Source organism: Desulfobacteraceae bacterium, from assembly GCA_022340425.1.
Lineage (GTDB): Bacteria > Desulfobacterota > Desulfobacteria > Desulfobacterales > JAABRJ01 > JAABRJ01.
This window is the reverse complement of the sequence record JAJDNY010000056.1, coordinates 1-25,062: the sequence shown is the minus strand read 5'-3', so window position 1 is coordinate 25,062 and position 25,062 is coordinate 1. Positions and strand designations below refer to the sequence as shown.

General features: G+C 63.0%; 22 protein-coding genes. 18 read left to right on the top strand and 4 right to left on the bottom strand.

Going from position 1 to position 25,062, the window contains the following annotated elements; translation table 11 throughout:
* Positions 1–25 precede the first annotated feature (25 nt).
* The 3 genes from LJE63_05315 (at position 26) to lpdA (ending at position 5,550) form a co-directional block, all read left to right on the top strand.
* On the top strand, positions 26–2,779 hold the full coding sequence (locus LJE63_05315) for a 2-oxoglutarate dehydrogenase E1 component (protein MCG6906025.1): 2,754 nt from the start codon (positions 26–28) through the stop codon (positions 2,777–2,779).
* Positions 2,780–2,866: 87 nt separating this feature from the next.
* The gene (gene odhB, locus LJE63_05310; GenBank protein ID MCG6906024.1) at positions 2,867–4,150 is read left to right on the top strand and encodes a 2-oxoglutarate dehydrogenase complex dihydrolipoyllysine-residue succinyltransferase; all 1,284 of its coding nucleotides are present in this window, start codon (positions 2,867–2,869) and stop codon (positions 4,148–4,150) included.
* 2 nt (positions 4,151–4,152) lie between these two features.
* Positions 4,153–5,550, top strand: a complete 1,398-nt coding sequence (lpdA, locus tag LJE63_05305) for a dihydrolipoyl dehydrogenase (protein ID MCG6906023.1) — start codon at positions 4,153–4,155, stop codon at positions 5,548–5,550.
* A gap of 219 nt (positions 5,551–5,769) precedes the next feature.
* Here lpdA and LJE63_05300 read toward each other — a convergent pair whose 3' ends face one another.
* Positions 5,770–6,618, bottom strand: a complete 849-nt coding sequence (locus LJE63_05300; GenBank protein ID MCG6906022.1) for an HDOD domain-containing protein — start codon at positions 6,616–6,618, stop codon at positions 5,770–5,772.
* Entirely contained in the window at positions 6,615–7,094 is a 480-nt protein-coding gene (locus tag LJE63_05295; protein MCG6906021.1) for a chemotaxis protein CheD, read from the bottom strand. The genes LJE63_05300 and LJE63_05295 overlap by 4 nt, the downstream gene beginning before the upstream one ends.
* 205 nt (positions 7,095–7,299) lie before the next feature.
* Between LJE63_05295 and LJE63_05290 the strand changes: the two genes are divergently transcribed.
* Complete coding sequence (locus LJE63_05290) at positions 7,300–8,952, top strand: SpoIIE family protein phosphatase (protein ID MCG6906020.1); 1,653 nt, start codon at positions 7,300–7,302, stop codon at positions 8,950–8,952.
* Positions 8,953–8,971: 19 nt separating this feature from the next.
* Here LJE63_05290 and serC read toward each other — a convergent pair whose 3' ends face one another.
* On the bottom strand, positions 8,972–10,060 hold the full coding sequence (serC, locus tag LJE63_05285) for a 3-phosphoserine/phosphohydroxythreonine transaminase (protein MCG6906019.1): 1,089 nt from the start codon (positions 10,058–10,060) through the stop codon (positions 8,972–8,974).
* Positions 10,061–10,328: 268 nt separating this feature from the next.
* On the opposite strand from serC, the gene hisD reads away from it, so the two are divergent.
* Complete coding sequence (hisD, locus tag LJE63_05280) at positions 10,329–11,654, top strand: histidinol dehydrogenase (protein MCG6906018.1); 1,326 nt, start codon at positions 10,329–10,331, stop codon at positions 11,652–11,654.
* Positions 11,655–11,699: 45 nt separating this feature from the next.
* Here the strand turns inward: hisD and LJE63_05275 are convergent, their stop codons facing one another.
* Positions 11,700–12,779 carry a KamA family radical SAM protein gene (locus LJE63_05275; protein MCG6906017.1) on the bottom strand — a complete coding sequence of 360 codons (1,080 nt, stop codon included), beginning with the start codon at positions 12,777–12,779 and terminating at the stop codon, positions 11,700–11,702.
* Positions 12,780–13,117: 338 nt separating this feature from the next.
* Between LJE63_05275 and LJE63_05270 the strand changes: the two genes are divergently transcribed.
* The 13 genes from LJE63_05270 to LJE63_05210 all read left to right on the top strand — a co-directional run.
* On the top strand, positions 13,118–13,594 hold the full coding sequence (locus LJE63_05270) for a thioesterase family protein (protein ID MCG6906016.1): 477 nt from the start codon (positions 13,118–13,120) through the stop codon (positions 13,592–13,594).
* A gap of 2 nt (positions 13,595–13,596) precedes the next feature.
* Positions 13,597–14,730 (top strand): hypothetical protein, encoded by a 1,134-nt coding sequence (locus LJE63_05265; GenBank protein ID MCG6906015.1) that lies wholly within the window; start codon positions 13,597–13,599, stop codon positions 14,728–14,730.
* 159 nt (positions 14,731–14,889) lie between these two features.
* Complete coding sequence (locus LJE63_05260) at positions 14,890–16,260, top strand: MFS transporter (GenBank protein ID MCG6906014.1); 1,371 nt, start codon at positions 14,890–14,892, stop codon at positions 16,258–16,260.
* Between the two features lie 229 nt (positions 16,261–16,489).
* The gene (locus LJE63_05255; protein MCG6906013.1) at positions 16,490–16,843 is read left to right on the top strand and encodes a PilZ domain-containing protein; all 354 of its coding nucleotides are present in this window, start codon (positions 16,490–16,492) and stop codon (positions 16,841–16,843) included.
* Between the two features lie 115 nt (positions 16,844–16,958).
* Positions 16,959–17,726, top strand: a complete 768-nt coding sequence (locus LJE63_05250; GenBank protein MCG6906012.1) for a hypothetical protein — start codon at positions 16,959–16,961, stop codon at positions 17,724–17,726.
* Positions 17,727–18,128: 402 nt separating this feature from the next.
* Positions 18,129–18,932, top strand: coding sequence for an ABC transporter permease (locus tag LJE63_05245; protein MCG6906011.1), 804 nt, complete (start codon positions 18,129–18,131; stop codon positions 18,930–18,932).
* Positions 18,933–18,938: 6 nt separating this feature from the next.
* Entirely contained in the window at positions 18,939–20,150 is a 1,212-nt protein-coding gene (locus tag LJE63_05240; protein ID MCG6906010.1) for an ATP-binding cassette domain-containing protein, read from the top strand.
* Positions 20,151–20,324: 174 nt separating this feature from the next.
* Positions 20,325–20,768, top strand: coding sequence for an outer membrane lipid asymmetry maintenance protein MlaD (mlaD, locus tag LJE63_05235; GenBank protein MCG6906009.1), 444 nt, complete (start codon positions 20,325–20,327; stop codon positions 20,766–20,768).
* Positions 20,769–20,844: 76 nt separating this feature from the next.
* The gene (locus LJE63_05230) at positions 20,845–21,474 is read left to right on the top strand and encodes an ABC transporter substrate-binding protein (GenBank protein ID MCG6906008.1); all 630 of its coding nucleotides are present in this window, start codon (positions 20,845–20,847) and stop codon (positions 21,472–21,474) included.
* Between the two features lie 38 nt (positions 21,475–21,512).
* On the top strand, positions 21,513–22,307 hold the full coding sequence (locus tag LJE63_05225) for a VacJ family lipoprotein (GenBank protein ID MCG6906007.1): 795 nt from the start codon (positions 21,513–21,515) through the stop codon (positions 22,305–22,307).
* A 259-nt stretch (positions 22,308–22,566) separates the two neighbouring features.
* Positions 22,567–23,451, top strand: coding sequence for a hypothetical protein (locus tag LJE63_05220; GenBank protein ID MCG6906006.1), 885 nt, complete (start codon positions 22,567–22,569; stop codon positions 23,449–23,451).
* A 57-nt stretch (positions 23,452–23,508) separates the two neighbouring features.
* The gene (gene phaC, locus LJE63_05215) at positions 23,509–24,693 is read left to right on the top strand and encodes a class III poly(R)-hydroxyalkanoic acid synthase subunit PhaC (protein ID MCG6906005.1); all 1,185 of its coding nucleotides are present in this window, start codon (positions 23,509–23,511) and stop codon (positions 24,691–24,693) included.
* A 56-nt stretch (positions 24,694–24,749) separates the two neighbouring features.
* Positions 24,750–25,062: GAF domain-containing protein (locus LJE63_05210; protein MCG6906004.1), on the top strand; the 313-nt coding region annotated here is incomplete at its 3' end.

The window sequence follows — 25,062 nt, the reverse complement described above, 5'->3', positions numbered from 1 at the left end:
AAAAATTCATGGAGGTCTCACCCGCATGGCGCTTTCCGAAACGATGAACATCGATGTCATCGACCGCCACTATGCCCTCTGGCGTCAGGACCCGGACGCAGTCGCGGCAGATTGGCGCCGTTTTTTCGAAGGCTTCGAACTGGGGGTCACCCGGGTGGGCCCCGCCGCGCTCGGCGCGGAAACCTGCAGCGAGGAGCAGGTGCGCAAGCAAAGCCGGGTGGATGCCCTGATCTATGCCTACCGCGATCTCGGCCACCTGCTGGCCTGTCTGGACCCCCTGGTGGCCTGCCCCACCGAACACCCGCTGCTCAGCCTGGAGGCCTTCGGGCTATCCACCGCCGATCTGGATACCCTCTTCTATACCGGCCGCCTGGGCGGCGAGGAGCGGCAGGCGCCCCTGCGGGAGATCGTCCAGGCGCTGCGCACGACTTACTGCCGCTCCATCGGCGTGGAGTACATGCACCTCCAGGACCCCGCAGAACGCACCTGGCTGCAGGCGCGCATGGAACCCGACCGCAACAACCCGCAGCTGTCCAGCGCGACCCGGCTCAAGATCCTCCGCAAACTCTTCCAGGCCGGCCTTTTCGAGGCCTTTTTGCACAAGAAGTACCTGGGGCAGACCCGCTTTTCGCTGGAAGGCGCCGAAGGCGTCATCCCGCTTTTTGACAGCCTCGTTTCCCGGGCTGTGGCGGGCGGCTGCCGCGAAATCATCCTGGGCACCGCCCACCGCGGGCGCCTGAACATCCAGGCGCACATCCTGGGCAAACCGTATTTCGAAATCTTCAACGAGTTCGAGAACTGCTACAATCCCGACGAGATTGTCGGCGCCGGCGACGTGAAGTACCACAACGGCTATCTGGCCGATCTGGAAACCGCCGACGGCGGCTCCCTGCGCATGGTGTTGATCAACAACCCCAGCCATCTGGAGTCGGTCGACCCTGTGGTGGAAGGCTTCGCACGTGCCCGGCAGGACCTGGCCGGCGCGGATGCCGGCGCCCGGGTGCTGCCGGTGCTGGTCCACGGGGACTCGGCCTTTGCCGGCCAGGGGGTTGTGATGGAGACCCTCAACCTCTCCCAGCTGGAGGGCTACCGCACCGGCGGGACGGTTCATTTGGTGATCAACAACCAGATCGGGTATACGACCCTGCCCGAAGACGCCCGCTCCACGCGCTATTCCACCGACATCGCCAAGATGCTGATGGTGCCGGTCTTTCACGTCCACGGCGAGAATCCCGAGGCCCTGGCGCATGTGGCGCGCCTGGCCTGCGACTACCGGCGCACCTTCCGCAAGGATGTCGTGCTGGACCTGGTCTGTTTCCGGCGCTATGGTCACAACGAAGGCGACGAGCCCTACTTCACCCAGCCCCAGATGTACGACCGCATCCGCGAGAGGCCGCCGCTCTACCAGCTCTACGCCGACCAGCTGCAGGAGGCGGGGCTGGTGGACGCCGAAACCCTGACCCGCTTTGAAACCGAGATCAACGGCGAGCTGGCGGAGGCCTACGAGGAAGCCCACGGGCAGTCCTGCGCGCTGCCCGAGCAGCGCTTCTACGAAAACTGGAAAGGCTATCACGGGCGCTGGGATCCCGCCCCCTTTAAAAGCGGGGTTGCCCGCAAGACCCTGGAGCAGCTGGCCCGGGGGCTGCAGGCGCTGCCCGAGGGCTTTCATATCAATCCCAAGCTGGAGCGCCTGCTGAAAAAGCGGCTGGAAGCGGTGGAAAATGGCTCCGGGATCGACTGGGCCAACGCCGAAAGCCTGGCCTTCGCCTCCCTGGTGGTCCAGGGCCACCCAGTGCGCCTCAGCGGCCAGGATAGCCGGCGCGGCACCTTCAGCCAGCGCCACTGCTCCCTGGTGGACATTCAGAATGGCCGGCGCCATGTGCCCCTGGCGCGCCTCGCAGCCGATCAAGCGCCCTTCGAGGCCTTCGACAGCATGCTCTCAGAGGTCGGGGTGCTGGGCTTCGAATACGGTTACGCCATCGCCCGTCCCGAGGGGTTGGTGATCTGGGAGGCCCAGTTCGGGGATTTCGCCAACAACGCCCAGTCGGTGATCGATCTTTACATCGCCAGCGGCGAAGCCAAGTGGCAGCGCCTGAGCGGGCTGGTGCTGCTGCTGCCCCACGGGCTCGAAGGGCTCGGCCCGGAGCACTCCAGCGCGCGGCCGGAGCGTTTTCTGCAACTGTGTGCGGGGGACAATCTCCAGGTCTGCAATCCCACCACCCCGGCCCAGTACTTTCACCTGCTGCGCCGGCAGGCCCTGCGGCCGGTTCGCAAGCCCCTGGTGGTCATGGCCCCCAAGAGCCTGCTGCGGCACCCGCTGGCGGTTTCCGGCCTGGGCGAGCTGAGCGGCGGCGGCTTTCAGGAGGTGCTGGGGGACCCGGAGAGCCCCAAGGCGCCTCGCAAAACCCTCTTTTGCAGCGGCAAGCTCTACTACGAACTGGCCCAGCGGCGCGGCGATCTTGAGAAAACCGACATCGCCCTGATTCGCCTGGAACAGCTTCACCCCTACCCCGAGGCGCAGCTGGCGGCGCTGATCAAAAAGTACCGGCGCTGCCAGGAATGGTGCTGGGTCCAGGAGGAACCGGCCAACATGGGCGCCTGGAGCTTCGTCCGGCCGCGGTTGGAGGCGGCGATCGGCGGCGCGCTGCGCTATATCGGGCGGGATGCGGCGGCCAGCCCTGCCACCGGCTACCCCCACATCTATCGGCGCGACCAGGCCGCCATCGTCAGCAGCGCCGTGGGGCCGGCGCCGACCAACGGGCGCGCCACCGTAAGTTGAGCGCTGCACCGCGGCGGGCAACGGCGGAGGTCAGCGGCCCCCCGGCGAGTGCCCCCCGTTTTTCACCACCCAACCACAGGAGTCACCATGAAGTTAGAGATCAAAGTGCCCAGCGTCGGCGAGTCGGTGAAAGAAGCCGTCCTGGCCCAATGGTTCAAGCAGGATGGCGCGCAGGTTAGCAAGGACGAGGTCCTGTTCGTGCTGGAAACCGACAAGGTGACCCTGGAGGTGGTCGCCGAGGCCGACGGTGTGCTGGCCATCGCCGTCAAGGAGGGCGAAACCGTCGCCATCGGTGCCGTCGTGGGCACCATCGACACGGCCGGGGAGCCCGCCGCGGCGGCTGAGGAACCGTCGCCGGCGAAGGTCGCGGCACCCGCCGAAACCCCGCCTGCGGCTGAAGTGCCAGCGGCAAAAGCCGCCGCGCGGCCCGAATCGAAAGAGAGCGACACCCCGGCCGCGCCGGCCCCGGAAACCCTGCCGCCCTCGGTGCGGCGTTTGGCCGCGGACAAAAAGGTCGACCTCAGTCAGGTCTCCGGCACCGGCCCCGGGGGGCGCATCACCAAGGGGGATGTGCTGCTTTTTCTGGAGGCGGCCGAAGCCGCCCCAGCGGCCCCGGCCTCCGCGGTGCTCCCCGCCGCAACCGGGAAAGCAGACGAGGCGTCGGTCGAAGGGGACGGGACCCGGCGCAAACCCATGAGCCCCATCCGCCAGCGGATCGCCGCACGTCTGCTGGAAGCCAAGCAGAATACGGCCATGCTGACCACTTTCAACGAGATCGACATGAGCCGGGCCATGGCGCTGCGCAAGCGCTACAAGGACGATTTTCAAAAAATGCATGGCGTCGGGCTGGGGTTCATGTCCTTTTTCGTCAAGGCCTCGGTGGACGCCCTCAAATCCCACCCCGAAATCAACGCCTACATCGACGGCAAGGACACCCTCTATCACGACTACTGCCACATCGGCATCGCCGTCGGCTCCGAGCGCGGGCTGGTGGTCCCGGTGATCCGCCACGCCGATCGGATGGGCTTTGCCGAGATCGAGCAGGCCATCGTCGATTACGTGGCCAAGATCCGTGAAAACCGCCTTGAACTGGCCGATCTGGAGGGTGGCACCTTCACCATCAGCAACGGCGGGGTCTACGGGTCGCTGCTCAGCACCCCGATTCTCAATCCGCCCCAGAGCGGCATTCTGGGGATGCACAAGATTGAAAAGCGCCCGGTGGTGGTGGACGACCAGATCGTCATCCGGCCGATGATGTACGTCGCCCTGAGCTACGACCACCGCGTCGTCGATGGCAAGGGGGCCGTCGGCTGCCTCAAGCGAATCAAGGAATGCCTTGAAAACCCGGAACGCATGATGTTGGAGGTGTAGCGATGGCGGACAAGAACCGGCTCGACCTGGTGGTGGTCGGCAGCGGACCCGGAGGCTATGTGGCCGCCGTGCATGCGGCCCGCTTGGGATTGAAGGTGGCCTGCGTCGAAAAAAACCCGCGCCTGGGAGGGGTCTGTCTGAATGTGGGCTGCATTCCCAGCAAAGCCCTGCTGGACAGCAGCGAGTTCTACCATCTGGCCAAGGACAAGCTGGGCGCTCACGGCGTCCAGACCGGCCGGGTGGGGCTGGATCTGGCCGCCATGATGGCCCGCAAGGACAAGGTTGTCGGCGAGCTGACCGAGAGTGTGCAAAAGCTGCTGGAAAACCACAAGGTCCGGATTGTTGCCGGTGAAGCGCGCTTGAGCGGACCAGACCAGGTGACGGTGGCGCCCGCTGGCGGCGGCAAGCCGCAGACCCTCTCGGCCGGGGCCATTCTGCTGGCTACCGGCAGCGAACCGCTGGCGCTTCCGGGCCTTGACTTCGACGGCAAGCGGGTGGTCAGCTCCACCGAGGCGCTGGCCTTCGATGTCGTCCCCAAGCACCTCGTCATTGTCGGCGGGGGGTACATCGGCTTGGAGCTGGGCTCGGTCTGGCAGCGACTGGGCGCAAAGGTCACCGTCATTGAAATGTTGCCGCAGATCGCCGCCGGACTGGACGGTCAGATCGGCCGCAAGCTCAAACAGGTGCTCACCCGGCAGGGGTTCACTTTCCGGCTGGAGACCCGGGTGAGCGCGGCCCGTGTTAAGGGCAAGACGGTTCAGGTCAGTCTCGAAGCCGGCGACAAGACCGAAACCCTCTCCTGCGACCGGCTGCTGGTGGCTGTCGGCCGTCGGCCCCTGACCCGCGGCCTGGGGCTCGAGGACGCAGGGGTGGAGATCGATCCCAAGACCGGCCGGGTGCTGGTGGATGCGGCCTACCGCACCAATGTGTCCAGCGTTTATGCCATCGGCGATCTGGTGGCGGGGCCGATGCTGGCCCACAAGGCCTCGGCCGAGGGCATGGCCGCCGCTGAAATCATCGCCGGCGGGACTGCCGAGGTCAACTACGACGCCATTCCTTCGATCGTCTACACCTGGCCCGAGGTCGCGGCGGTGGGGCTTACCCAGGAGCAGGTCAAGGAGCGCGGCATTCCCCACCGCATCGGGACCTACCCGTTTGCCGGCAGCGGGCGTGCGCGCTGCATGGGTGACACCGAGGGGATGGTCAAGCTGATCGCCCACGAAAGGACCGATCGCATCCTGGGGGTGCATATCATCGGGCCGCGGGCCTCCGACATGATCGCCGAGGCCGTGCTGGCGCTGGAGCTGGGGGCGGCCGCCGAGGACCTCGCGCGCACCGTGCACGGGCATCCGACCTTCGCCGAAGCCTTGATGGAGGCCGCCCTGGCGGTTCAAAAATGACGGTTCCGCAAAAAGCCCAATCTCTGCGTTGCGCTGCATCTCGAAGTCGCTGCGGCGTACATCAGTACGCCTCACTCCCCGAGATTTGCGCGCCTTGAGCTTGAACTTTTTTCGAAACCGTCTGGTTTTCGACTTTTTACCGGTTCATCAAAGATGATGCCGGCATAGCGCCGCTTGATGCGTCAATACGCTGTGACGGGTGGAAAATCCGGCCGCAGGTCAGGCCATTTCAAGCAGAATCTCGATTTTGGCCTGGTGTTCGCTGAAGCCCATGATGATCTCCTGGATGTCCTGACTCGTGATCTGCAGCCGTTTGAGGGTTTCGTCGTAGAAATGGTAGGCCAGGCCGTCCGACCCGCCGCCCAAACCCAGCATCATGCCCACCGTATCGCCCAGGTAGACCAGGTTGGTTTCCAGATCATCGCGCGCCTCCGGACAATCCAGGTGGTGGTGCTGGATGATGGCCACCAGCTTGCCGCTGAACTGCCATTTTTTGGCCACGATGGCCCCCAGCTCGGCGTGATCCACGCCGATGACCTTTTTTTCAGCGGTTTTAAAGCTTATCCCCTGGGTCTGGACCAGGTTGTCGATCATCCCGAAGGCCTGTGCGACGAAGCGGTCCAGGATCACTTTGCCGATATCCTTCAACAGCGCCCCGGTGAAGACCCGCGGTCTGGCCTCGGCTGCCAGCCTTTCGGCCAGGTCCCCCGCGATCAGCGCGGTGGATACCGCGTGGCGCCACAGTTCGCCCTCCTGGTGGCCGTAGCCCTGCTGGGCCCGGCCGAGATTGGCGCGGCAGCACTTGATCAGCACCAGATTGACGACTTTCTCCAGGCCCAGCAGGGTGATGGCCTCCTGGACCGAGTCGATTTTACGCGGCATCCCGAAATAAGCCGAATTGCACATCCTGAGCAGATCGGCCGTGATGAGGGGGTCGTGGGTGATGATATCGGCAACCTCGCGCAGCGAGGCCTGGGGGTCATCGGCAATTTTCACCAGGCGGCTGACAACCTGGGGCAGTGGTTTGAGCTGGTCGATTGCCTGAACCAGTTTTTGGACCGATATCATAGAGTCATCTCCCCGTGGCCCGGGATCGAAATTTGGCACCGGCCGCTGTGGAGGTCCAGCCGCAGGCCGCGGTAGAATTGGCCCCCGACCTCTTCATGCTGGATTGGGATCTGGTTTGCTTGCAGAATTCTGCGCAGGGCCAGCAGGTTGCGCTGGCCGATGTCGAAGGGCCCCTTCTGATCCAGGCCGCAAGCGCCCCCGGCCACCGTCACCTGCAGCCGAGAGGTTTCCCCCCCGGCGCCCATGAGCGCCTGCAGCAGGGCCGGGATGCCGGTGTCGGCAAACAGCGCGGGCGTCTTTTGTGCTCTGGAGCGGTTCAGGCTGGCGTCCGGCAGCAGAAAGTGCAGGATCCCGCCGGTGTGTGCAACCGGATCGAAAGCCGCCAGGCCCACGGCGGTACCCAGCGCCTCGGTTGCCAGAACATCCTGCGGGTTGGCGGACACCTTCAGGTCCGCGGGTGCGACCAAGATTTCCATACAGGCTATTATCGGAAAAACCCCGCCGAGCTTGACCCCGTTTTGACCGCTGCCCGAGGCGTCGGGTGCTGCGCGTTGCTTTGATTTTGCCGCTTCGTGCATATCATTACCTCAGCCTTTCTGACCGGCGAGGATCAAACGGCTTTGGTCCAGGCAGGGAACGGCGTTTGGCCCCGGGGAAAGGGGCTGTTGGAGGCGGATGGCCATGGCCGATTTTCGTTTTTTCAAAACGCTGCTCAAATTGCCCGAATCGCGCTTGTCGCGGCGGATCGTATTTTGGGTGTTTGCCAGCGTGATTCTAATCGAGGCCATCATCCTGGTGCCCTCGGCACACAAGCGCAAGGGGGAGCTGCTGGATCGATTAAAAGAGGTCTCCTCGGCAAAGGTCTCGATGGTGATGGCCTTCACCCCGCCCACAATCGCCGACGAGGCTCTGCTGCAGCGGCTGATGGTGATGCAAGCCCATCCCTTTGTGCTGGGGGGCACCCTTTACCGGGCCGACGGGTCGCGGGTGGGCAGTTTCGGGGAGCCCCCCGAGCTGAGCCTCGGGGCGTTGAAAACCGCAAGCCCCGCGGGCATCGAACAGCGCAATCCCCGGCGCTATGACGTGGTCTGCCCGCTGAATGGGCTGTCGCCCTCACGCATCCTGATCCTGCGGCATGATACGACCTGGGTGCAGCACGAGCTTTACGCCTTCATTCTTCGGATTGCCGGGCTGGTGGTCATCATCTCGCTTTTTGTGACCGTCGGTGCCTGGGTGGCACTGGATCCCATCGTGGTGACCCCGATTCTCAACCTGCGCCGGGACCTGGTCACGGCCGGCGAGGCCATCGTGCGGGATTCCCCGGCGCCTGCTTTCTATGCCGCCACGGTTCGGCGCCAGGATGAACTGGGAGAGGTGATCACGGCCTTCAACCGCATGTACCGACAGATTTCCGAGGCCATCGAGAAACGCAAGCATGCCGAAGCCGCCCTCAAGGAGAGCTTGCAGCAGGTGGAAGCCTATTCGGCAACCCTGGGCAAGGAGCTGGACCAGGGGCGCCAGATGCAGCGGAATTTTTTGCCCCGGCGGCTGCCGCAAAACCCCGGCTGGGAGATTGCCGTCTTTTTCGAGCCGGCCCGCCAGGTGGCGGGGGATTTTTACGATGTCTTCGAGCTGCCCGGAAGCCGCATCGGCGTGGTGATCGCCGATGTCTGCGACAAGGGGGTCGGTGCCGCCCTGTTCATGGCGCTCTTCCGCAGCCTGATCCGCATTTTTTCCGGCCAGAGCGCCCTGGAGGGTGTGGGGCTGCCCAGGCCCGACGTTCCGCTGCCGGGCCAGGCGCCGAACCCGTGTCAGAACCAGATGCTTCGCGCGGTGAGTCTCACCAATGACTATATCGCCCAGAACCACAGCGATCTGGGGATGTTCGCCACCCTTTTTTTCGGAGTGTTGGAGACTCCCACCGGAAAACTGACCTACATCAACGGCGGCCACGAGCCGCCCCTGATCGTCTCCGGGGGCGCCGTCAAGCGGGTTCTCTCGCCCACCGGGCCGGCGGTGGGGATGTGGCCGCAGGTGGTTTTTCAGCGGGGCGAGGCGACCCTGGCACCCGGCGACGCGCTGGTGGGCTTCACTGACGGCGTGACCGAGGCCCTCTCGCCAGTGGGCGAGATGTTCGGCAAGCAGCGGCTGCTGGACCTGATGGCCGGCCGCAACGGCTCGGCCGCCGAATTGGTTGAGCGCCTGCGCGCCCAGCTCTTCGCGCACATCGGCGACGCCCAGCCGTTTGACGACATCTCGCTGATTGTGGTTCGGCGCGGTCCTGAAAAAAAACGGCCTGACGCCACTGGGGCGGCAGGCCGACTGGACGCCTGACAGACAGCGATCGGGCGCGCTATCCGTTCTTTTTTTCGAAGGCGCGCATGAAATCCGCCAGGGCTTCCACCGCCGCCAGCGGGGTGGGGTTGTAGATCGATGCGCGACAGCCGCCCACCGAGCGGTGTCCCTTGAGCCCCCCGAGACCGTTTTCGAGGGCCTTGGCCACGAAGCGTTTTTCAAGCTCCTCGCTGGGCAGCCGGAACGTGACGTTCATCAGAGAGCGGCTGTCCGGCTCGGCGGTCCCGCGGTAAAATTCGCTGGCATCGATGACCCCGTAGAGGACTTCGGCCTTGCGGCGGTTGAGGGCCTCCATTGGTGCCAGGCCCCCGACGGTCTCCTCGATCCATTTGAGCACCAGCTGAACGGTGTGGATCGCAAAGCACGGCGGGGTGTTGTAAAGCGAATTTTTTTCCGCAAAGGTGGTATAGGAGAGCATCGTGGGCAGGGTTGCGGGGACCCGGGAGAGCATGTCGTCGCGGATGATGACCATGCAGACCCCTGCCGGGCCGATGTTTTTTTGGGCCCCGGCGTAGATCAGGCCGAATTTGGTGGCGTCGAATTGCCGGCTCAGGATGTCCGAGGACATGTCGGCCACCAGCGGAATTTTGCCGGTATCGGGAAACGCGCCCCACTGGGTGCCCTTGATGGTGTTGTTGGAGGTGATGTGGACATAGGCCGCATCGGGGGTGAAGGCCATCTCGCGCGGGATGTAGCTGAAGTTGCGGTCCTCGGAGGAGGCCACCACCTGGATCCTCTTGTTCAGAATGCGGGCTTCCTTGATCGCCTTGGTGGACCAGGTGCCGGTGTTGACATAATCGGCGCAATCGCCGTCCCGCAGGAAATTCATCGGGATCATGCAGAACTGCAGACTGGCTCCGCCCTGCAGAAAGAGCACTTTGTAGCGCTCGTCCAGCTGCAGCAGGCGCCGGGTGCGCTGGACAGCGTCGTTGAGCAGGGCCTCGAACTGCTTTGAGCGGTGGCTGATCTCGGTGATGGACATCCCGGTGCCTTCGAAATTCAGGAAGGACGCCTGGATTTCCTCCAGGACGGGCAGGGGCAGGGCGGCGGGGCCCGGGTTGAAATTGTGGATGCGGTTTGCCTTCATTCATCTCCTCCAGTTGCATTGCCATTGCCTAATTGATAGCGCTTTATGGGCCTTTCGGGCTGCCATTTGTACAGATTGACCGTCAGAAGTCAATCTCAATTTTGAGCATGGGTTCACAACCGTCGCGCCGAGGACCCTCTGAAGGGAGTTGACAGTGGCCCCCGCTTATCTTATCCAACCCCCGCGCGGTCTTTGCCGATGACAGCCGCTGGTGCCCCATGAAGCGCTATCCAAGGGGGTCACCCCGGCCGAAAAAAAGGGTTCTGCCATGAAAATTCTTTCCTATCCCTCGGCCGCGGCCGAGAAACGACTGGCCGCGATTGTCAACCGCGATCTGGCCGTCCGTAAAAAAGACCTCCAGGCGGTGGGCCGGATCATCGCCGCCGTTCGCCGCCGCGGCGACAGCGCCCTGGTGGAATACAGCCAGCGCTTTGACGCCCCGGATCTGACCGCGGCCGATATCCAGGTCCGCCCTGAGGAGATCGCCGCCGCCCACAGCCAAGTGGACCGGGACTTCATCCAGGCGCTTGACCGGGCCGCGGATCAAATCGCCGATTTTCACCGGCAGCAGGTCGGCCACTCCTGGATCCGCACCCAGCGGCCGGGCACGCTCCTGGGGCAGCTGGTCAACCCGGTGGATGCCGCCGGCATCTACGTGCCGGGCGGCAAGGAGGGCAAAACCCCGCTGGTATCCTCGGTTCTGATGGGCGCCATTCCCGCCCGGATCGCCGGTGTGCGGCGGCTGGCCATGGCGACGCCGCCCACCCGCGGCGGCAAGGTCGACCCCCACCTGCTGGTGGCGGCGGACAAGGCGAGGGTCGATGCCATCTACCGCGTTGGCAGCGCCTGGGCCATCGCGGCCCTGGCCTACGGCACCGAAACCATCCCGGCCGTGGAGGTGATCGTGGGGCCGGGCAATGTCTACGTCACCCTGGCCAAAAAGCTGGTGGCGGGCACGGTGGGCATCGACATGATCGCCGGGCCCAGCGAAATCCTGGTGATTGCCGATCGCTCGGCGCAGCCGGCCTTCGCGGCCGCCGACCTGCTTTCCCAGGCCGAACACGACCCCCTGGCATCGGCCGTGCTGCTGACCGACTCGGCCGAAGTGGCCAAGGCCGTCGTGGCGGCCGTCCAGGATCAGCTGCCGCGTTTGGCGCGCCGCGAAATCGCCGCGGCCTCGCTGGCCCGCTACGGCGCGGCCCTGGTGGTGCCGGATATCGAAACGGCGGTGGCGCTGGCCAACCGGATCGCTCCCGAACATCTGGAACTCCAGCTCGCGGCGCCCTTCGACTGGGTGGGCCGGATCCGCAATGCCGGCGCCGTCTTCCTCGGCCATTTCACGCCGGAGCCGGTGGGAGACTACGTCGCCGGCCCCAACCACGTCCTGCCCACGGCGGGCACGGCGCGCTTTTCCTCGGCCCTCAGCGTCGAGCACTTCACCAAGAAGACCAGCCTGATCCACTATTCGCGGGCCGCCCTGGAGGATGAAGCCGGGGATGTCATGCGGCTTGCCGAAACCGAGGGGCTGGGCGCCCATGCCAATGCCGTGCGCGTCCGGCTCGAAACCGAGGCTGCCCACCCGCCAAGGCTCTGACGGTCACCCTGGCATACCGGGCCTCAGGCTCGACGCCGCAGGTGGCTACTCGGGATATTCGAAGACCTCCCCGCGATAGTTGGACACCCGCAGCCGGTTCGGGCCCTCGCCCTGAACATAGTCGGGCAGCAGGGGCACCTTGCCACCCCCGCCCGGCAGGTCGATCATGTACTGGGGGACGGCCATGCCCGAGACAGCGCCGCGCAGGCGCCGCATCAACTCGAGGCCCCTGCGCACCGGGAGCCTGAAGTGGGCGGTGCCCCGGATGGGGTCGGGGTGATGCAGGTAGTAGGGTTTGACCCGCATCTTGAGCAGCCCCCGCAGCAGGATTTGCATCACGCCCGGGTCATCGTTGACCCCCCTGAGCAGCACGCTCTGGCAGCCCAGCGGGATGCCGGCGTCGGCCAGTGCGGCGCAGGCGCGGGCGGCTGCGGGGGTCAACTCGGCCGGGTGGTTGAAGTGGGTGTTGAAAAACAGCGGGTGAAAGCGCCCCAGGATGCCCACCAGGCTCGGGGTGATGCGCTGGGGCAGGGTGCAGGGGATGCGGGAGTGGATGCGGATGGTTTCCACATGGGGGATCGCCCGCAGCGCCGCCAGCAGGTCCCCGATGACGTCGTCGGCCAGCATCAAGGGGTCGCCCCCGGAGAGAATCACCTCCCGTACCTGGCGCTGGTCCCGGATATAGGCGAGGCCCTCGCGCCGGGTTGCGGTGGTGATGCCGGCCGCGCGGCCCACCTTGCGTTTGCGCATGCAGTGCCGGCAGTACATGGCGCACTGGCCCGAGACGGCGAACAGCACCCGGTCCGGGTAGCGGTGGGTGAGGTGGGCAACCGGGGACTGGGACTCTTCGCCCAGGCCGTCGGCAGCGAGCGGCGAATCGGCGATCTCGGCCGGGTCCGGGACCGCCTGGCGCCAGATGGGGTCCCCTTCCCGGCGGATGAGCCCCAGGTAGTAGGGGGTGATCCGCATGGGGTAGCGCCGGATGACCGGTCGGATGTGCGCCGGGTCGACGGGCAGGCGGGCCGCCAGGTCTTCGGCGGTGACGATGCTCTCCGCTATCAGCCGCTGCCAGCTGTCGCTTGCGGGGTCTTGGGTGGATGGCGTGCCGGGGGTGTCGGGGGCCATTTGGCGAATTTCCTCTCAAAAACCTGGTCATCTGGATCGAAAACCCCACCATACAGCGCCTGGCCGCAAAAGTCGAAAACTATACCGTGAGCGGTCCCAATCTTGGATTTTTGGTTAATGGCCGTTCAAGATATAGATCGGCAATTTTTGGTGCACGCCCCTGCCGCAGGGTGTGGGGGCCGCCAAGAGTTGCCGTGATTTGACGGACCGGCCGAATCGGTTTATCTTCTCCTGCCCTGTATTTTACAGAACCGCTGGCAACCGGCCAGGGCTGCAGACCCCGGCCCCGCCGGTTCAACAGGATGACTTTCAGATCGCCTCCGGAAGGGTGCCATCAGGTGCAGGATTCCGACGACGCAGCGGGCCTGGCCCGCCTCTTTGACTTTCTGCGGCGGCTCTATGAAGAACAGCTGCCCTTCAACCGGGTGCTGGGACTGACGGTGCGCGCCCTGGGAGAAAAGGAAGTCCAGGTGGCCTTTCCCATGCAGGCCAGCCTGGTGGGCAACCCCCACTACGGAATCCTCCACGGCGGGGTCATCTCGTCGGTGGTGGATGTCGCCGGGGGGCTTGCGGCCACCGCCGGGGTCTTGAGACAGCTTGTCGGCCAGCCCATGGATCTGATTGTCCAGAGGGTTGCCCGGATCGGCACCATCGATCTGCGGGTGGATTACCTGCGGCCAGGCAAGGGCCGGGAGTTTGTGATCACCGGCGCCATCATGCGCGCCGGCAGCAAAGTGGCCGTCACCCGGATGGAGATGCACAGCGAGGCCGGGGTGCTCATTGCGGTAGGCACTGGGACCTATATCGTGGGCTGACAATGGCGCCCAGCGAAATCTTGCCGGGGGTGCCGCCCCGGACCTTGGGGGCGGCGCCGCCGGCGGCCAACCAGGAAGGGATCGTCATGTTTTCCAAGGAAGCCATTCAGACCATCGTGGATCTCTTCAGCCGGCGCGGCGTGATGCTCTACCATGCCTGCCAGTTGACGCAATTTGAAGCCTATCTGCGAGCCGGCGCTCTGGGTTCGAACGTGGCCCGGGAACAGACCGGCGCCGAGGCCGAAGACGACGGCAGCGCTCCGGCGGGGGAGCCCGCCGCCCGCCCGCTGGGGGTTTACTTGGCGGATCCGGGCGCATCTTTCGCCCGGGACCTGCAGGCGCTGCCCGCCCTGGAGGGGCCGATCGTGTTTCAGCTCAAACCGGCGGCGCTGGAAAGTGCCGCCGAACTCGCCGTTTGCCTGAAGCCCCGCGATGCGGCGGACTTCGATCCCGGGCGCCACACCCTTGCCGCCCCGGGGGATGTGGCGAACCTGTTCAAGTACACCCAGGAGGCCCCGCTGCCGGAAAAGTCGTTTCTCAAATCCGCAGCCGAGATCCGGGCCGCTTTCCACTGTGAGGATGTCGCCGAGCCCCGCCTCTACCTTACCCCGGCGGCGGGCGGGGTGCCCTTCGGCCAGATCGCCTCGGTATGGGTTGACAACTATCTCATCGCAAAACGGCAGTTGCGGGATTGGGTGCATGCCATTCTGGTTTATTTCGACCATCGCTTTTCCGTCCAGCGCCGTTACAGCCCGGCGGATATCGGCGGTCTTCTGGCAAACCGGCTCGCCGCCTGCCTGCAGACGGGTGTGCCCAGTTTGGCGGATTTGGCGCGCGAGGCCGACCCCGCCCTGCGGCAATGGGCCACGGCGCTTGCACAAAAGGGCCTGGAGCGGGATTTCGAAATCTTCGCCCGCGGCTTCCGGGAGGGGACCCTGCTGCCGATCATCACCGGCCGCGAAACCCTGGCTGCCGACGCCGCTATTTCCCAGGGAGGCGCGCCGCAGCTGTCGCTTCCCCGGGCAAAACGGGAACTGCTGGAGCGGCTGCTGCAGGAGAAAATTCCCCTGGCCAGCATAGCCCGGATCATGGACCTGGAAGAGAAACTGATTCGGGCCTACGCCGCCCGCAAGTGACGCTGCCGGCGGTCGCCCGCTGTTGGAAGGGGTGCGCCGGAAATTGCGGCAGGCGGCCCGGCCCGTCTGCCCCGTCGGCGCCAACCCGCGCCCTGCGGCCCGAGACCGCGCGCGGCACGCACCCCGCAATCCGGCCCGGCGGACCCATAAGGAGGCCCCATCGTCGCATCGCCCTTTGCCATAACCAACATTCGGCTCTTCATCGCCTTCAGGATTTTTTTCAACGCCCGCTTCTACTACCCGGTTTTCACGATCCTCTTCCTTGATTTCGGCCTCTCGCTGGAGCAGTTTGCCCTTCTCAACGTGGTCTGGGCGGTGACGATCGTGCTGCTGGAGGTCCCCTCGGGGGCTTTGGCCGATGTCATCGGGCGGCGCAACCTGCTGGTCGGCAGCGGCATGTTGATGGTCGTTGAGATGGCCATCCTGTGCTTCGCCCCGCTGGGCAAGCCGAACCTGTTGTTCACCCTTTTCCTGGTCAACCGGATTCTCAGCGGCACCGCCGAGGCGGCCGCCAGCGGCGCTGACGAGGCGATTGCCTACGATTCGCTCAAAAAAGAGGGCGATACCCGGGACTGGGGCAAGGTGCTGGAATTTCAGATGCGGGCCCAATCCCTGGCCTTCATCGGCGTCATGAGCGTGGGCGCGGCGGTCTACGACCCACTGCTGGTGCAAAAGTTGGCCGACTGGCTGGGGATGCCGGTTCAACTTTCGCAATCGGTGACGCTGCGCTTTCCCCTCTACCTCTCGCTGCTCATGGCCCTCGGCGCGCTTTTTACGGTGCTGCGGATCAAGGAGGTTGCGTCGCCCGCGAATGCCTGCAGCGGCGACCCGGCGGCCTGCGGCAATGCCATCCAGCAGGCGTTCCGGCTGACCTTCGGTGCCGGCCGCTGGCTTCTGAAAACCCCCTTTGCCCTGGTGATCATTCTGGCCGGCCTGCTTTTTGACCACATCGTGCGGATGATCGTCACGCTGAACAGCCAGTACTATCGGCTGATCGAAATTCCGGAGGCGCTTTTCGGGTTGATCGCCTCGGCAATGGCCCTGCTGGGGCTTTTTCTTCCCCGAATTGCCCGCTGGCTGGCCGAAAATCGGACACCAGTCGCCAACCTTGCCATTCTCTCCCTGGTCACCCTTACCGGCCTTGTGGGGGTGACCTTCTTCTGGCCGCGGTGGGGGCTACTGCCCATGTTACTGCTGCGAACGGCGATGCTTTTCACCGCCTTTTTCGTCAGCCACTACCTCAACCGGGTCGCCAGCTCCGAACAGCGGGCCACAGTCCTGAGCTTCAAGGGGCTGGCCTTCAACCTGGGCTACGGCCTGATCGGGCTGATGTACGCGGCGCTGCTGGCGGTGCTGCGCTCCGGCAATCATCGCGAGGCCGCGCTTGGGTCCCCCGAGGCCGCTGAAGCGGCGATTTTCCGCGAGGCGATGCAATTTTTCCCGCCCTATTTCCTGATCGCGCTGCTTCTCCTGGGCGTTTTCGCATGGTGGCGCTTGCACGGCGGCAACCGGCACCGCGAAATTGGGTAAAAAAATTCCCATCCTGCGCGTTTTTCCTTCCGTCTCCAAGGTCATAAACCCCAAACCCGGTTTTTTTGATTCCCCTTACATTGAAAAAAGTATTTAAAATAATTTAGCTTTTTCGGATTTTAAGCCTGATGGCATGATCTTTGATTGCACCTGGGCAGTCGCTTCGTGCACGCTTGTTTTTTTGTGCCTCGGCCGGCAGACACGGCTTCACACTCACGGAGGAGCGGTAATGAATCACGCCCAGCAGCCCAACCGTCAGCAGCAGTCCCTTTTACGGCACTATGAAAACTCCGAGTTTCGCCAGCAGCGGCGCAGCAAGCCGCGGAAATCCTGCCGTATTCCGGTCACCTTCTCCTTCGGCAGCGAGGAGCACTGCGCCGAGCTGATGGAAAACATCAGTCTTGAAGGGGCCTTTATCAGGACGGATGTGTATTTTTTTCCCGGTGAAGAAGTGACCGTCTCGATTCCTTTTGCCAGCCGCAAAAAGCAGGTGCGGGTTCGGGGAAAAGTGGTGCGGCACAACGCCCAGGGCATCGGGATCAAATTCGAAAAGCGCCCCAGCTCCCCGACCAAAGCCAGATAGCGCCCCATTGCGGCCGGTAAAGTTTCGGGCGTTCAAACCGATCGTTTAGGCAGGTGATCTTTTTGAAGGCTCTTCAGGCGAACGCTTTCAGGCCGCGTGATCTATGACGGGGAAAATGACCATTGCGCTGCTGAAGCGGGAAGCGGAACTTTATCGCTCCCAGGGGCTTCACCGCGAGGCGATCGGCGTCTACCAAAAAATTCTGGAAATCGGCAGCCCGCTCGATCCGGAGGTTCGGCACGCAGTGCAGGGCCGGATGCAGGTCTTGTCCCAAGAACTGGCGGCAATCGAGACCGGGCCCTGCGACGCCATTTCAGCAACGGAGGTCGAACTCATCCGGAGCGCCTGGGATACGGGCGGCGATCCCTGCAACCTGCACAACTGCGCCCGTGCATTCCGGGAGATGGGGCTTTTCGAAGAGGCCCTGGCGGCATATGCCAAACTCTATCAGCCGCTTTGCCCGGCGCCGGATGTGCTCGCGGGGCTATGTGAATGCCTTACCCGTTGCTGCCCCACGGCAAAACGCCCGGAGCGCTTTGTCCATCTGCTGTTGCCCCATCGTCTGGACAGCCGTCAAACCGCCGACGCCCAATTTCATCTGGCGGAGGTGGCCGAGAAAACAGGGTTCGGGGAGACAGCTCTTGCGCTGTACCGCGCCGTCCACCAGATCGACCCCGGCTACCCAGAGCTTCGCCGGCGCCTGAATGGGCTCTCCGGCCGGGGGCAATTGCGCTTTGCGGGCGCCGCCCGGAGGTTCGGGTCCTCTTTTGGGCGGGTGCTGGAAAACGGTGCTCTCGGGAGACTTGCCCGCCGCCTGGGGCTGCTGCCTGCGGCGCTGGCGAGTCGGTTGCGGGCCAAGGGGTATCCGGCAGCCCGCAATTGAGGGCGGCGGTCAGGTTGCTGCCGGCCGCCGGTGGCACCGGAACCGCACCATTCGTGCACCCCCGCACGACCCCTGGAAAGCGCAGGCGACGGCCCGGCGCGAATTTTTCCATCTTGACATTCAGCCCCGAGAATACATATACCTTACCTTTCCGAACCCTTCACGGCTTGTTGAAGGATGCCCCCTGTCGCGCGCTACCCTGCGCCACGATGGTCCGGCCAGCGTCACGCCGAGGCCGAAATTGTCGCGGCAGCATCCCGGACCGCACCGCCCAACCGCCTTTTTTGTCAGCAGGCTCCGCACTCGGTATGGGGCGCGACCTTCGGGTCCGTGCGGGGTGATGGCCCGGCCCGCCGTCTGAAAAATGCCGCCTTGCTCAAGTGATCCCTGAGGAATCGTCGAATGGATCTTGTCGCAGAATTCAAAAGGCCGGTCGCCCGGCTCGGCGCTGCCGCCATCGCGATTGTCCGGGAGTTGGGGGTCTTCACGCTTTTCACCCTCAAGGGCCTTTGGCACATCGTCACCTTGCCGCTCCAGATCGCCAAGATCCTTCATCAGGTTTATTTCATCGGCATGAAATCGGTGCTGGTGATATGTCTGACCGGCGCCTTCACCGGCATGGTGCTCGGCTTTCAGGGTTATTACAGCCTGGTGAAATTTGGTTCCGAAGGGTTTTTGGGCGCAGCCGTGGCACTTTCGCTTGTGCGTGAATTGGGGCCGGTGCTGACGGCGATCATGGTGGTCGGCCGCGCCGGGTCGGCGATGGCGGCGGAAATCGGGATTATGCGGATTTCCGAACAAATCGATGCCCTTGAAACCATGGACATCGATCCCGTGCGGTTTTTGGTCAGCCCCAAACTGGCCGCCTGCCTGATCAGCTTTCCGCTGCTCACGGCTGTTTTCGACGTGGTCGGCATTTTCGGCGGCTATCTGACCGGTTCGGTCCTGCTGGGGATCAACCCGCACATCTACTATGCGCGGGTGGAGTCGGGGGTTTTGCTGGAGGACGTCACCGGCGGTTTCATAAAATCGGTGGTGTTTGCCCTGGTGGTGGCGTCGATCTGTTGTTATCAGGGGTTCTTTACCCACAAGCGGGCCGACGGGTTCGGGGCCAAAGGGGTCAGCCTTTCGACCACCTCGGCGGTGGTCCAGTCCTGCGTGATGATCCTGGTTGTGGACTATGTGCTGACCTCTTTTCTGATGTAGGCCGTGATGAAGCAGCCCCTGATCGAATTCAAAGATGTCTGCAAGAGTTTCGGCACCAACCACGTATTGCAGGGCGCCAGTTTCCGGATTTTCCCCGGTGAAGTGACCACCCTGATCGGCAAGAGCGGGGTGGGCAAAAGCGTCCTGCTGAAGCTGATCATCGGGCTGCTGGCGCCCGATTCGGGGGAAATCCTCTTCGAGGGCCGGCCGCTTGCGGGGATGAACAAACAGGAGCGCAAGGCCTTCAAACGCAAGTTCAGCTACATGTTTCAGGGCGCGGCGCTGTTCGATTCCATGACGGTGTTTGAAAACATCGCCCTGCCCCTGATGGAGCGCACCACGCTGCCCAAGGCCGAGATTCAGCGGCGCGTGCGCGACAAGATGCGCCAGTTGGACCTGCATCATATCGAGGACAAGAATCCCGCGGTGCTTTCCGGGGGCATGAAAAAACGGGTGGCCCTGGCCCGCGCCCTGGTCACCGATCCGGAAATCGTGCTCTTTGACGAACCCACCACCGGCCTGGATCCCATTCGCAAGAACGCCGTGCACAGCCTGATTTCGGATTATCAGAAGCGCTACCGCTTCACCGGTGTGGTGGTCAGCCATGAAATCCCGGATGTTTTTTACATCTCCCAGCACATCGCCATGATCGACAAGGGGCGGATCCTGTTTGAAGGCTCGCCGGAGGAAATCCAGAACGTCAAGGATTCCGACATCCAGTCTTTCATCCGCGGCATGGAAAGCCGACGCGACGAATTAACCGGTTTGTCGCACCGACGCCAGGGTGAGAGGCGATTCAGCCAGGAAATCGCCCGGCTCAAACGGCACCAGAGCGCCTTTTCGCTGGTCCTGCTGGTCTTTGAAAATCTTCCGGAGATCAACGAAAAATTGGGCCACGAAGCCGGCCAGGCGATATTGAAGGATTTTGCCCGGGGACTTCAGAAACACCTGCGCATCACCGATACCTGCTCGCGCTACGGGATGGACAAGATTCTGATGCTGCTGCCGGACACCACCCGGGATCAGGCCCACATGGTGTGCTCAAAACTTACCCAAGAGATCACGCGCACCGAAATCAGCCCATCCCCGAGTCTTGAGAAAATCTGTTTTGTCGTCAGGGCCGGATTTGCGGAGGCCATGCAGGACAATCGCATCGAAGATGTCCTGGAGAGAGCGGAAACAACACCCGATACCATTTTTGAATTCCGGATCTGTTAGCCTGCGCGGTTTCGTCAAAGGCCAATCCCTGCGCTGGGCTGCCACGGGAAATCGCTGCAGGCTGTCTTTGACGGGGCCCCACGTCGAAAGATGTGCGCTCCGCCATCTGGCGCCTTTTGCGAAACCGTCTGATTCGGGATTTTTACCGGTGCATCAGCTTGTGGAGGATGGAAAATGAAAGCGTCCGTCGAAACGGCGGTGGGAATCTTCGTTCTGATCGGAATTCTGAGCGTCGGCTATCTCACGGTCAAACTGGGCAAACTGGAGCTGCTGGCGGACAATTACTACGTGCTCAACGCCCGCTTTCAGTCGGTTTCGGGGCTCAAGAAAGGCGCCCAGGTCGAGATCGCCGGGGTGCCGGTGGGCAAGGTGGACCTCATCAGCCTGGACCACGAGCGCCAGGTGGCCCTGGTGAAGCTTAAAATCGAACACGGTGTGGTGTTGACCGATGACGTGATCGCTTCGGTCAAAACCTCCGGCCTGATCGGCGACAAGTACATTAAACTTTCCCCCGGCGGCTCCGATACGGTCCTGAAAGCGGGGGACACGATCATCGAAACCGAATCGGCCCTCGATATCGAGGAGTTGATCAGCAAATACGCCTTTGGCAAGGTCTAAACCCGGTGGCGCGCGCGGTGGCCGTCTTTTGGTCAAAGCCGGCGCAACCGGTACCCGGGAAAGGGCAATCATCCAAATGAAACTGACACTCACGGGAATCCTGGCCGTCATGGTGCTGGCCGCCGTGGCCGGTGCGCAGGAGGTCTCCGCCGGGCCCATGGAGGCTCTCAAGGGGCCGGTCAACACGGTGCTGCAGATCCTGCAAGACCCGCAATATGACCCGCCGGAACAGCGCCAGCTTCAGCGGGATCGCATCTGGGATGTGACCCGCGGCATCTTCGACTTTACCGAAATGGCCAAACGGTCCCTGGCCTTGAACTGGCGCGCCTTCACCCCCCGCCAGCGCAAGGAATTCACCGAGCTTTTCTCCGAATTGACCGCCCACAGCTACCTCGAACAGATCAAGGGGACCTATACGGGGCTGGCGGTGGAGTTTTTGGGTGAGGAGATGCTGGCGGGGGACAAGGCGATGGTCAAGACCAAGGTTCGCCGGGAGGAGGTTGAAACCCCGGTGGACTATCGCATGCTGCAGGAAGGCGGCCGCTGGTTGGTCTATGATGTCAATATCGAAGGGGTCAGCCTGGTGCAGAATTACCGGACCCAGTTTCGGGAGATCCTAGCCAAGGAAACCCCCGAGCAGTTGATCCAGAAACTCAAGGACAAACTCCAGGAACAAAAAGAGGAGCTCGCCGAGGTTGCCTCCTGAGCGGTCCTCCCGCCTGGGTACGAGAGAAGAAGCGCGCAATGGACTCCGGATTCACAAAAACCGCCGTGATGCTGAGCCTGCTGATGTTTTTGGGGGCCGGCCCGGTGCCCTGGGGCTGCGGCCCGGCCGGGGCTGCGCAAGCCGAAGAGGCCGCACCCGAGGAGATCGGGGATGAATATCTAGATGATGATCTCGACTTCCTGGATGAGGAGGAGGAGCAGGATATCCGTCGTGTCGCCGACCCCCTGGCGCCCTGGAACCGCCTCATGTATCACTTCAACGACAAATTCTACTTCTGGCTGCTCAAGCCCGTCGCCCAAGGGTACAAGGCCGTCACGCCCACCCCGGTGCGCACCGGGGTCAAGAACTTCTTCCACAACCTGATCTACCCGATCCGCCTGGTCAACTGCCTGGCCCAGGGGAAGATGGGCGCTGCCGGAACGGAAACCGAACGCTTTTTGACCAACACCTTCGTGGGCATTCTGGGCTTTGGCGACCCGGCCCGTGACCGGCTCAACATGCTGCCGCACGATGAGGACCTCGGGCAAACCCTGGCCCATTACGGGGTTGGCAACGGGTTTTACATCGTCTGGCCGATTCTGGGACCCTCGACCCTCAGGGACTCGGTCGGGTTCGTGGGGGACCTCTTTCTCAACCCGGTGACTTACGTGGACCCCACCGCCCTGTCCGTCGGGATTAAGGCCTACGATACCGTCAACGACACCTCCTTGCGGATCGGCGACTACGAGTCGCTCAAGGAGGCGGCCGTCGAACCATACAACGCCCTGCGCAACGCCTACATCCAATATCGCCAGACGAAGGTGGCCCAGTAGGTTGTGCCGGCCTTTGGCGCATCCCTGGTTTCCCCGGCCGGCGAGGCCGAGCGCAAAAAGGGGTGGACAAATCGGCCTGCGGGCTCTAAAATAGTCTCTCACCAGTATTCCCGACTCGTTTTCCCTTGATCACCCAGGATTTTCAGCGCTGCCAGTGCCGGCGCTGTTTGCAGCCACCCCAAGCGCAGCCCAGACGACCCGCACCCAGGATGCTCTGGCGGTTGACTGCCCAACCCGGATCGCGTCAGCGAGGTGAGCCATGAACGACAGGACAGAAGCGGTCGCCGGACCGGAATCGATGCTTTCCGCGTGGATGAAGATGGCCACCGATTTCTGGGGGCCGGTGATGAAGCAGTGGACCGAGACGCTGGCGCCCGGGGAGGGCCAGCCGGAAGGCCCGCTCACCCGCGGCAAGGCCTCCTGGTCGTCTTACCTCAAATCGCTGACGGCGCTCTCGGCCAGCATGGGCGAGAGCGGCAGCGCCGACGCCCTCTTGAAGGGCATCGGCGTCATGCCCGACATCCTCATGAGGCTGCTGGAAGGCGCCTGGAACAGCACCTTCACCCTTCAGCGGCAGATGATCGAGAAAGCCGGCCGGATGGGGGAGTCGGTTGAGGCTTACCATTTCGAGGGGCTTGACCAGGAGACCTTCAAGGCCTGGGCCGAAATCTACAAGGAGGAGTTCCAGCAATTTCTTCAGGTCCCGCAACTGGGGCTGACCCGCTTCTACCAGGAAAAAGCGCACCGCACACTGGACAAGTTCGTGCTGCTGCAAAACGGTATGGCCGAGTTTGTCAACATTCTCTACCTCCCCATGGAGCAGTCCGTCAAGGTCCTGCAAGAGAAGGTGGCCGAACTCGCCGAAAAAGGGGCGCTGCCGGAAAATCCTAAAGACTACTACAATATGTGGGTCAAAATCCTCGAGGGGCATTATATGACGCTTTTCAAAACGTCCGAATATGCCCAGACGCTGTCACGGGTGTTGGACGCCTTCGAGGATTACCAGGCCACCCGGGACGACCTGCTGCAGGATGTGCTCAAAAGCCTGCCGGTTCCCACCAACCGCGATATGGACGCGCTCTACAAGGAAATCTACGAGCTGAAGAAAAAAATCCGAACCCTCGAGCAAAAAGCCGCCAAATAGGCGGCGGTACCCCCCACCCGGTCGAATGGCGGCAACCAACCAGAAAGAGGTGCAGCGATGGCTCAGCCAGGAATTCCCGTCGACCTGATAATCACCAAGCTTGCCCAAGATGCCGAAAAGGTCGGCAAGCGGGCCCAGAAAGCCGCGGATGTCATGCTCGGCGCATTGAACACCGAGCTGGGTCCAACCCCTTACCGTATTGTCTATGAGGAGGACCGCGTCAGGCTGAAGCATTATTCGCCGGCCGGCGGTGCGCAGCTCAACCACCCGCTCTTGGTGGTCTACGCCCAGATCAACCGGGAAACCATGCTGGACCTGCAGCCGGGCCGCAGCGTGGTTCAGAACTTTCTCGAGGGTGGGGTCGAGGTGTACATGATCGACTGGGGCTATCCCACCCAAATGGACAAATTCCTGACCATCGACGACCATGTCAACGGCTACATGAACAACATCGTCGATTTCATCCTCGACCGGCACCAGATCTCCCAGCTGCACCTGATGGGCATCTGCATGGGCGGGACCTTCAGCGTGATCTATTCGGCCCTTCACCCGCAGAAGGTCAAAAATCTGGTGACCACCGTCACGCCCACCAACTTCGACACCGACCAGGGGCTGCTGCACATCTGGATGAAAGCCATCGACGTGGACCGCATGGTGGATTCCTTCGGCAATATTCCGGCGGACCTGATGAACTTCGCCTTTCTGCTGCTAAACCCGGCCCGCCTGATGATCGACAAGTACGTGGGGTTTTTCGAGAACATGGACAACCGGGACTTCGTCGAAAATTTCATTCGAATGGAGAAATGGATTTTCGACAGCCCGGACATCACCGGCGAAACCTTCCGCCAGTTCGTCAAGGATTGCTACCAGAAGAATCTCTTGATCAACAGCCAGATGGAGGTCGGCGGCCAGCGGGTGGAGCTTAAAAAGATCACCATGCCGCTGCTGAACTTCTACGGCAAGTTCGACCACCTGGTGCCTCCTGCGGCCTGCGAGCTGCTCAGCCAACGGGTGGGCAGCAAGGACACCGAGGATATCTGCTTGGATACCGGGCACATCGGCATCTATGTGAGTTCGAAGTGCCAGCGCGCCTTTTCACCAAAAATCATCGAGTGGCTCAAGGCCCGCGACCAGCTTGCAGGCCGGCCGAGGCGCGTCGCGGCCCGGTCCACCGCCCGCACGGCAGCCGCATCCGGGGGTAAACGCAAGGCCGCGGCGGCTGTAAAGACAAAAAAAGTGTAAGAGGCTGTCAAACCGAAACCGGATTGGATCAACAGGCGGTGTGAGGAGAGCAGACCATGACCCCAAAAACCGATTATTTTCGAACCTTTTGCAATGTCAGCAGCGCTTTCGCATCCTCCCTGAAAAAGGACGAGCTGTTGGACATGATCGTCCAAAACGCCGTTCAAACCATGGACGGCAAAGCGGCCTGTCTCTTTTTGACTGAAAAAGACGAAGATCTCTTTGTGCCGGTGGCCCAGCATGGCCTCTCGGACAACTACCTGCACGCCAACCCCATGAGCGCCCGCAAACTGATCCAGGGATTGAGCAAGGAGGGGCATTTTGTCTTCCGCGACGCCACCACCGACCCGCGCCTGGAAAACCACGAGG